The following is an 8,281-nucleotide window of genomic DNA, read 5'->3' as shown; positions in this document are numbered from 1 at the left end:
GCGGTGCCGGTCGCCATCAACCTCTCGATGACCGACCTCAACACGCCGGGCTTCGCCGACCGCCTGCTGGCCCGGGTCGCCGCCGCCGGCCTCACCCCCGGGGCGCTGGAGTTCGAGGTGACCGAGAGCGTGGCCATGCAGGACAGCCCCTGGCCGCTGGCCCAGGTGCGCGCCCTGCGCGAGGCCGGCGCGCGCATCGCGCTGGACGATTTCGGCACCGGGTTCTCGTCGCTGGGCCAGTTCGACAGCCTGCCCGTCGACACCTTGAAGATCGACCGCCGCTTCGTGGCGCCGCTCACCCCCGCCACCGCCGCCGACAGCCTCGCCGCCATCGTCATCGCCATGGCCCGGACCCTGGGCGTCGCCTGCGTGGCCGAGGGCGTCGAGACCGACGACCAGAAGCGCGCCCTGGCCGCCCTCGGCTGTCCCGTCGGCCAGGGCTTCCTGATGGGCCGCCCCGTCCCCATCGACACCTTCGACGGGCGGTTTCCGACGGGGTGACCGCCCCCTCATGCGACGTCGCATGAGCGACTGTGTCGTCGGTCAAGCGGTTTGCCACGGCGATGCGGTCCGTACGATGGCGTTGAGGATGGTGAGCAGGTGTCGCATGCAGGCGACGATGGCGAGCTTTTTGGGCCGTCCGGCGGCGACGATGCGGGTGTAGTGGGCCTTGATGATGGGGTTCCAACGGATGGTGGACAGCGTGGCCATGCACAGCACGTTACGGACGTGGGTTCGGCCGCCTGCGATGGCCCTGTGGCCGCGCATCTCGCCGGAATCGCGGTTGATCGGGGCGACGCCGACCAGGGCGGCGATCCGCCGGCGGTCGAGTTCGGGGAGGTCGGCGATCAAGGTGCGGGCGGTAACGTCGCCGATGCCGGGGACCGAGGTGAGGAGGTCATCGGTGGCGCGCCAGACGGGCGAGCGGCGCACGGTGTCGTCGATGTCCTTGTCGAGTTCGGCGAGCTGGGCCTCCAGGGTCTTCAGCGTGATCTCGATGGTCCGGCGCACGCGTGGGCTTTTGGCTTGGTGGCGCCGGTTGCTCTCCATACCGATCATCTCGACGATCTGGCGGCGGCGGGCGACCAGTTCGGCCGGCGCTTGGCTGTCGGCGTCGGCGACCGGTCGCGGCTCGGGGCGGATGCGCTCGGCGAACAGCGCGATGACTTGGGCGTCCAGCGCGTCGGTCTTGGCCAGCCGTCCAGTGGCGCGGGCGAAATCGCGGATCTGGCGCGGATTGACCACGGCCAAGGGAAGGGCAGCCCGGCCCCGGCCAGGGAAGCGGCCACGGTGAGCTCGAAGCCGCCGGTGGCTTCGAGCACCACCAGCGCCGGGGCGAGCGCGCGCAGCTCGGCGGCGAGGCAATCCAGGCCTTCGCCGTTGCGCGCAACGGCGAAGGCCTGAGACCGAGAAGGAGGCCGCCAGGGCCCTGCAGAAGCTGCGCGCCGACTTGGCGCGCATTGATGCGGTCGCGGCCGTCTACGGGAGCGGAGGGCCGACCGATCTCAGCCATCTCGATGATCACCGCGCGCGGGCTCGGGATGTTGTGGATCGCTGGTTCGCTGCGGCGACGCCGGCCGCGCAGGCAGCCCACATCCCAGGGAACGCCTGGAAGCGATCGAGCCAAGCCCGCACCCCGGCGCGCAAGGGCAAGGAGTCGATGAAGGACTGCGTCGTCATCGAGACGTACCTTGACGTGGTCGGGACTCTGAGGTCCACCGGCATGCAGTCTAAGGTCGTGTTCGTGTCCTCGAACAAGAGGGACTACGCCGGCGAGACCGGCTCGACGCTCAGGCCGGATCTCGCCGCCGACTTCGCCCCACCCGGCATGGAGTACGCGTCCAACATGGCGGCCGCGAGGCACCTGCTCGGCCTCTGATGCCGAGTCTGAGATCGCCCCTCGTGCGGAAGCGGCGTCTACCGGCGTTTCTCCCGCTCGATGAGGCTCGTCAGCGCGGCCACCTTCTGCTCCGCGATGGTGACCAGGAGAGCGACCGGCCGCGTCTGCCACCTCAGACACTCCAATCCTGAGCAGCCGCGGTGAGTTGGGCGAAGCAAGCGCCGAACAGTGTTTACACGCCGCGGCAACTACGCCTTGGCCGCCGGAAGGTCGAAGCCGCGTCAGTTCGCGTGTTGAGGTGCGCTTTCGATCCACCCTTTCGACGTGAGAACCTTCCAGGCCAGATCGATCTGCCGCGGTGAGAAGCGCTTCTTCCGGTCGTTCCAGGTGTGGACCGCCTCGACCGCCGCTTCGGCCGAGGCGACCCTTTCCAGCTTCGCCACCCAGTGCACGCTGGCCAGCAGCTCGAGGCCGAACGGCGTCTCGAAGCCTTCGACCAGTTCGGCCACGCGATCGAAGCGCGCCCGAGTCTCGGGGTGATCCGACAGGAACGACGCGGCGTCCTCGGCTGCACCGGGCACCAGCTCCAGCAGCTTGCTCGGTGCGTCCCCGCCGTCGGCGTAGCCGGACACCAAGTGCCCCTCGATGGTCTTGAGGACGTGTCGCAGGTTCTCGGCATAAGGCCCGTATGGCGCCTTAACGTACCGCAGCTTCAGCCCTTCACCCGCCTCCTGCATGAAATACATGAGCTTGTGGACCTCGATCAGGCTGACGAACGGGTCCATCAGGCCGCCGAGATAGCGGTGCATGAGTTCGACCAGGGCGGCGCGGCCGGGTGTCATCTTCGGCACCTCGACGTTGCGCGCCATGGTCGCCGGGTCTGGCGCGCCGTTCGGCTGGAACACCAGCACCTCGACGTCGTGGATCTCGCGGAGCGCGGCCTCAATCCGGGGGCGCACCTCGGACCAGTCGAGCCCGCCGAGTCCGGACCCGAGCGGCGGGATCGCGATGGATCGGATTCCCCGCTCCCGGATCGCCGCGGTCAGGGCCTCCAGCCCAGCGTCGATGTCCTCCATCCGGCTCTTACCACGCCAGTGCCGCTTCGTCGGGAAGTTGATGATGAACTTCGGGTTCGTCATTGTCCCGGTCTCGAACACGAACATTCGCCCTGGCTGCACCGCGTTCTGGGCACAGGCGGCTTCATAGGCCCTGAAGTTCTGCGGGAAGGCGTTCTTGAACTGGAGCGCGATGCCGCGCCCCATGATGCCTACGCAGTTCACCGTGTTGACGAGGGCTTCCGCGTCGGCCGCGAGGATATCGCCGGTCGTGTATCTGATCATCGCGGGGCTTCCTCAGTAGTACCAATCGCGCTTAATCTCAACTTGCGGCCGATGCTGCGCGCCGCGAAGCGCAGCGGCCACTTGGACCGCGATCCTGTCCGAGATAACGCCGATCCGGCGGAACAGGGGTCCATGGGAATGCCCCGTGCACAAGGAACTCAGCCTGCTTCTCGTCGCGGCAGGATACCCAATTCCGGGCGTCCACAGCCTGCCAATTCACCTGGTCGAGCTGCGCGAGCGATGCCCGGAACTGGCAGAAGTGGGCGGCCGCATTCGACAGGGAGAATGCCCAACGACGCCCGTCCTGACTCGCTCATCGAACCACTTCTTGGACGTCGGCTTCAAGATGGACGATCGGAGCTTGCCCTCTGCGGTACGTCAGTTCCGGGTGGTTACCCTGGTGCATCAGGTAGAGCATGACCGACCGCGGGCAGAAGTAGAACGGTACGAAGTCAGCGACGTGATCGCCCGGATGGCACGTCACCGGCAGCGTCAGGCGGCGCCGCTTCAGCTTCCCCATGCCAATGGTGACCTGTGGGCCACCCTGGGTGACGACCGTCCCGTCGGAGATCAGTCCGCCCGTCGCGATGATGGCGGGCAGGTTGTCCACATGCGTGATGTGGTAGATCTTGGGGCGGGCCGGCGGCGGACTCATGCCGGGATGCCTCCGGGGCTGGGGGGCGAACCATCGGTTGCGCCGGCGTCCTGCGCGCGCTCGTCGGCGAGCGCCAGGCCGGTCGCCGTGAACGCCCGCCGGAAGCCAACCGGCACGTAGCCGCGCGACGAGCCACGGCCGAATTCGAACTGCCGCACCGCCGAGACGGAGATCGTCGCCGCCACCCTGACCGACCGTGAGCGCGATGATGCCGCCGAAGTTGGACCCGGTCGTCTCGGTCACCGGGGACGGCGCGTACGACCGTCCGACCACCGTTTACGCCACCATGCACGAGCGCCATCCCGCTGCTGACGTCATCGTGCCGCCGCGAGCGGACGCGGTTCCCAGCGACACGGCATCGACGGCGCCAAGCCAGTGTGACCGGTACATCCAGGCGATTACCGAGACCGGGCGCAGGGCATCGGCGACCGCCTCCGGTTCCATCGCGGCGATGCCCGCGCCACCGAGGTCGCCATCGCCATCGAGGTCCTCAACCGCATGCTCGACCTGGGACGCCCGAACTCCGTCCGTAGCGCCTAAGCGAGGGAAAGGACAGGGGCATCAGCGCCAACATCACCTTCATGCAACGCGCCGCCTCCGGCCTCTACCACCTTGACGCTGCGTCAGGGTACATTCATGCTAATTGCCGCGAGGTGTTCTCCGGACACTTAGAATTGAAACCGTCTCGATGCAACGGTCGCGTTCCGTGGGTCGATGGCGACCAGAACGGCGTGCCAATGGGCAAGAACGGACTCTTCGTCTTCATTCCCATGTACTTGGCGTTGTCGGCCGTGTTCGGCATGTTGCTGGCCGCGTCATTTTATTTCGAGGCGGCGTTCGAAAGAAATCGGCAAAGGATCATGGTGGAGGACGGGGTCGAGCGGGCCGCGGACGCTCTGGGCCAGGCGTTGAGCGGGTTCGTGGGCGACCTGCGGATCGTCGCCCGGGCGGAGCCGCTGCGCCGGCTGGCCGCGGGCGAGGCGGCGGCGCGCGGCGCGGTCGCCCGCGCCTTCGCGGTGGTCGCGGAGGAGATCCCCTTCGTCGCCCAGCTGCGCTACATCGACGCCGCGGGGCGCGAGGTGGTGCGGGTCGACCGCCGCGGCGCCACGGTGGCGGTGTCGGACGGCGACCAGCTGCAGGACAAGAGCGGGCGCTACTATGTCCAGGCCACCCGCGCCCTGCCCGAGGGCGCGGTCTTCGTGTCCGACATCGACCTCAACATCGAGCACGGGGCGGTCGAGACGCCGTGGAATCCCATGCTGCGGCTGGCCACGCCGCTGTGGGAGGCCGGCATGCCCGCGGGAATGGTGGTCGTCAACATCGCCATGGGCGAGGCGCTGGCCAGGGTGGAGCGGGCCGGCCCCGCGGCCCTGTCCCCCGACCATCCCCTGCAGGTGCTGAACGCCGACGGCCATTGGCTGGCCGGTGCGCCGGACGACCGGCTGTGGGGCTTCATGTTCGGGCGCGAGACCACGATGGCCACCACCGCCCCGGCGGTGTGGCGGCGGATCGCCGCCGCCGACGGCAGCGTCGTCGACGGCGGCGTGCGGTACCTCTTCCGCACCGTGCGTCCGCAGGCGGCCATCGTCCGGCTGCGTCCGGACATCGTCGTGCACAGCGCCACCACGGGATGGACGGTTCTCGGCACGGTGCCCCCGACCACGCTGGCCGTCCTGACCGCACCCCGCGGCCTGTGGTTCCTGGCCATCGGGCTGGCCGTCATCGCCATGATCAGCATGGGGTGGACCCGAACGATGCTGGCCCGCCGGCGGGCCGAGGCCGAGCGGGCGCACGCCGCCGAGGAGCTGGCGCGGGCCGAACGGCTGGCGAGCCTGGGGGCGCTGGTCGCCGGCGTGGCCCACGAGCTGAACACCCCCATCGGCGCCGCCGTCACCGTCGCCAGCACCCTGGTGGAGCGCGCCACGGCGTTTCGCGAGACGGCGCGGTCCGCGGGCGAACTGCGGCGCTCGACGCTCGATGCGTTTCTCGACGACGTGCGCCAGGGCTGCACCCTGGTGCTGGGCGGCCTGGAACGGGCCAACGACCTGATCGGCCATTTCAAGCAGGTGGCGGTCGACCGGACCAGCGAACGGCGGCGCGCCTTTTCCGTCCGCGACCTCATCGACGACGTCGCCAGCACCATGGCGCCGCGGTTTCGCGGTTCCGCCATCGCCCTCGACACCGCCGTTCGCACCGCGGCGCGGCTGGACAGCTTCCCCGGTGCCCTGGGCCAGGTGCTGATCAGCCTGGTCGACAACGCCCAGACCCACGGCTTTCCCGATGGCGGTGGCGGGCGCGTCACCATCGCGGCGCGCGACCTCGACGGCGAGCGCGTCGAGATCACCGTGGCCGACACCGGCGTCGGCGTGCCGACGGCCATGCTGGAACGCATCTTCGATCCCTTCGTCACCTCCCGCCTGGGGCAGGGCGGCAGCGGGCTGGGCCTCAGCGTCTCCTTCACCATCGCAACCAACGTCCTCGGCGGCACCCTGCGCGCGGAGCGCCGCGTGGATGGCGGCACGTCGATGATCCTGCACCTCCCGGCGGTGGCCCCCGCCAGCGCCGAACGACAGATCGGGAGCGTCTATGATGCGCAGCGGAGCCGGCATGCCCTCGGATGAGGTCCTCGCCATCGTCGAGGATGGCGGGCCGCCCCGGGCGGCCGCGGGTCCGATGGCGGGCTGGCGCATCCTGGTGGTCGACGACGACGAGGAGGTGCACGCGATCACCGCCTTCGCCCTCGCCGACGCGGTCATTCTCGGCCGGCCCGTCACCCTGCTGCACGCCCGCTCGGCCGCCGAGGCCCTGCGCCTCGCCGGCCGGGACACCGACATCGCGGTGGCGCTGGTCGACGTGGTGATGGAGACGCCGTACGCCGGGCTGCGGCTGGTGCGCGAGCTGCGGGCGGCGGGCCACGACGCCACGCGCATCGTCCTGCGCACCGGCCAGCCGGGATACGCGCCGGAGCTGTCGGTGATCGCCTCCTACGAGATCGACGACTACCGCACCAAGGCCGAGCTGACGCACACCCGCCTGCTGACGGTGCTGACCGCCAGCGTCCGCGCCTACGACCAGATCCGCACCATCGCCCGCAGCCGTGCCGGGCTGGAGACGATCGTGGAGAGCTCGACCCGGCTGTTCCGGCGCACCAACCTGGAGCTGTTCGCGCGCGGCGTGCTGACGCAGATCGCCGCCCTGCTGCGGGTCCAGCCCAACGGCATCGTCGGCGTCGGCGGCCTCGGCGGCGGCCTCGGCGGCGGCCTCGGCGGCGACAGCGGCGCGGCGCGGGTGGTCAGCGCGCTCGGCCGCTTCGCCGCCTGCGCCGGGGCCACGGTCGACGCCCTCGGCGGGGCCGAGGTGCGGGACCTGCTGGAGGCCGTGCGCAGGACCGGCGAGCCGGTCATCAAGGACGGCTACGCCGCGCTCCATGTCCGCAGCGACGGCTGCGGCGAGCTGTCGGCGCTGGTGCAGACGTCCGGCGGCGTCGACCCCCAGGACCTCGCCCTGCTCAAGCTGTTCGCCACCAACATCGGCATCGGCTTCGAGAACCTGACCCTGGTGGAGCGCCTCGACCGTATGGCCCACGTCGATCCGGTTCTCAACGTCCCGAACATCAACGCCCTGGAGGCGGCGCTGCACGCCCGGGTGCAGGACGGCTGGGCCGGGGGCCGGATCGCCCTGGTGCGGGTGGACGCCTACCGGTCGGTCGTGGCGGCCTACGGCATGGGGGTCGCCCACGGGCTGCTGCGGGCGGTGCACGACGCGCTGGCCGCCACGGCCACCGGCCCCCTCACCATCGCCCGCCTGGGCGACCGGGTCTTCGCCCTGCTGGGCGACCGCGCCGCCCTCGACGAGGCGCTCGTCCCCGCCGCGGTGGCCCGCCCCTTCGCCGTCGACGGCATCGAGGTGGCGACCACCGCCACCGCCGTCCTCGCCGACCTGGCGGATTTCGCCGTCCTCCCGCGGGAGCCGAAGGCGGTGGTCGAGGCGACGGTGTCGGCGCTGCTCCACGTCGCCAACCGCCACCGCGGGGTCTGCGTGCGCTATGACGCCGCCATGCGCCGCGACGTCGAACGCCGGTGTGACCTGCAGCGCACGCTGAAGGCGGCGACCGCCGATTGGCACGGCTTCGCCGTCCACCTCCAGCCCAAGTTCGACCTGTCCAGCGGCGCGGTGGTGGGGGCCGAGGCGCTGCTGCGCTGGACCCGCGACGGCGCGGCGGTGACGCCGTCGGAGTTCATCCCCATCGCCGAATCCGCCGGCCTGACCCAGGCGCTGACCGACTTCGTCGTCGACACCGTCGGCGGCTGGGCGGCCGGCCGCGGCGCCGCCGCCGCGGTGCCGGTCGCCATCAACCTCTCGATGACCGACCTCAACACGCCGGGCTTCGCCGACCGCCTGCTGGCCCGGGTCGCCGCCGCCGGCCTCACCCCCGGGGCGCTGGAG

At 70.6% G+C, this 8,281-nt stretch carries 6 protein-coding genes and 2 pseudogenes; 4 read left to right on the top strand and 4 right to left on the bottom strand.

The genetic code is table 11. The annotated features are described in order from the left end of the window. On the top strand, positions 1 to 501 hold a 501-nt coding region (locus AC6H2I_RS30185; protein ID WP_497504495.1), incomplete at its 5' end, for an EAL domain-containing protein. Between the two features lie 42 nt (positions 502 to 543). Here AC6H2I_RS30185 and AC6H2I_RS30180 read toward each other — a convergent pair. Next, positions 544 to 1,403, bottom strand: a pseudogene (locus tag AC6H2I_RS30180) (IS110 family RNA-guided transposase); the annotation flags it as partial. Between the two features lie 47 nt (positions 1,404 to 1,450). Between AC6H2I_RS30180 and AC6H2I_RS30175 the strand changes: the two are divergent. Beyond that, positions 1,451 to 1,879: a hypothetical protein gene (locus AC6H2I_RS30175; protein ID WP_497504494.1), complete on the top strand. Its 429-nt coding sequence runs from the start codon at positions 1,451 to 1,453 to the stop codon at positions 1,877 to 1,879. A 242-nt stretch (positions 1,880 to 2,121) separates the two neighbouring features. Here AC6H2I_RS30175 and darG read toward each other — a convergent pair whose 3' ends face one another. The 3 genes and pseudogenes from darG to AC6H2I_RS30160 all read right to left on the bottom strand — a co-directional run bounded on the left by darG (position 2,122) and on the right by AC6H2I_RS30160 (position 4,020). Continuing rightward, positions 2,122 to 3,180, bottom strand: a complete 1,059-nt coding sequence (darG, locus tag AC6H2I_RS30170) for a type II toxin-antitoxin system antitoxin DNA ADP-ribosyl glycohydrolase DarG (RefSeq protein ID WP_497504493.1) — start codon at positions 3,178 to 3,180, stop codon at positions 2,122 to 2,124. 37 nt (positions 3,181 to 3,217) lie between these two features. Further along, positions 3,218 to 3,835, bottom strand: a pseudogene (gene darT, locus AC6H2I_RS30165) (type II toxin-antitoxin system toxin DNA ADP-ribosyl transferase DarT). Continuing rightward, a complete protein-coding gene (locus AC6H2I_RS30160) occupies positions 3,832 to 4,020 on the bottom strand; it encodes a hypothetical protein (protein ID WP_497504492.1) in 189 nt (62 codons plus the stop codon). The pseudogene darT and the gene AC6H2I_RS30160 overlap by 4 nt, the downstream one beginning before the upstream one ends. 552 nt (positions 4,021 to 4,572) lie before the next feature. Here AC6H2I_RS30160 and AC6H2I_RS30155 point away from each other — a divergent pair. Beyond that, on the top strand, positions 4,573 to 6,456 hold the full coding sequence (locus tag AC6H2I_RS30155) for a sensor histidine kinase (RefSeq protein WP_497504491.1): 1,884 nt from the start codon (positions 4,573 to 4,575) through the stop codon (positions 6,454 to 6,456). Next, positions 6,443 to 8,281, top strand: a 1,839-nt coding sequence (locus AC6H2I_RS30150) for a DUF3369 domain-containing protein (RefSeq protein WP_497504490.1), incomplete at its 3' end; no start/stop codon positions are given. The genes AC6H2I_RS30155 and AC6H2I_RS30150, both read left to right, overlap by 14 nt.

Source organism: Azospirillum sp. NS33 (assembly GCF_059703765.1).
Note: the sequence above shows the minus strand (reverse complement) of the source record. Positions and strands in the feature narration are given on the sequence as shown.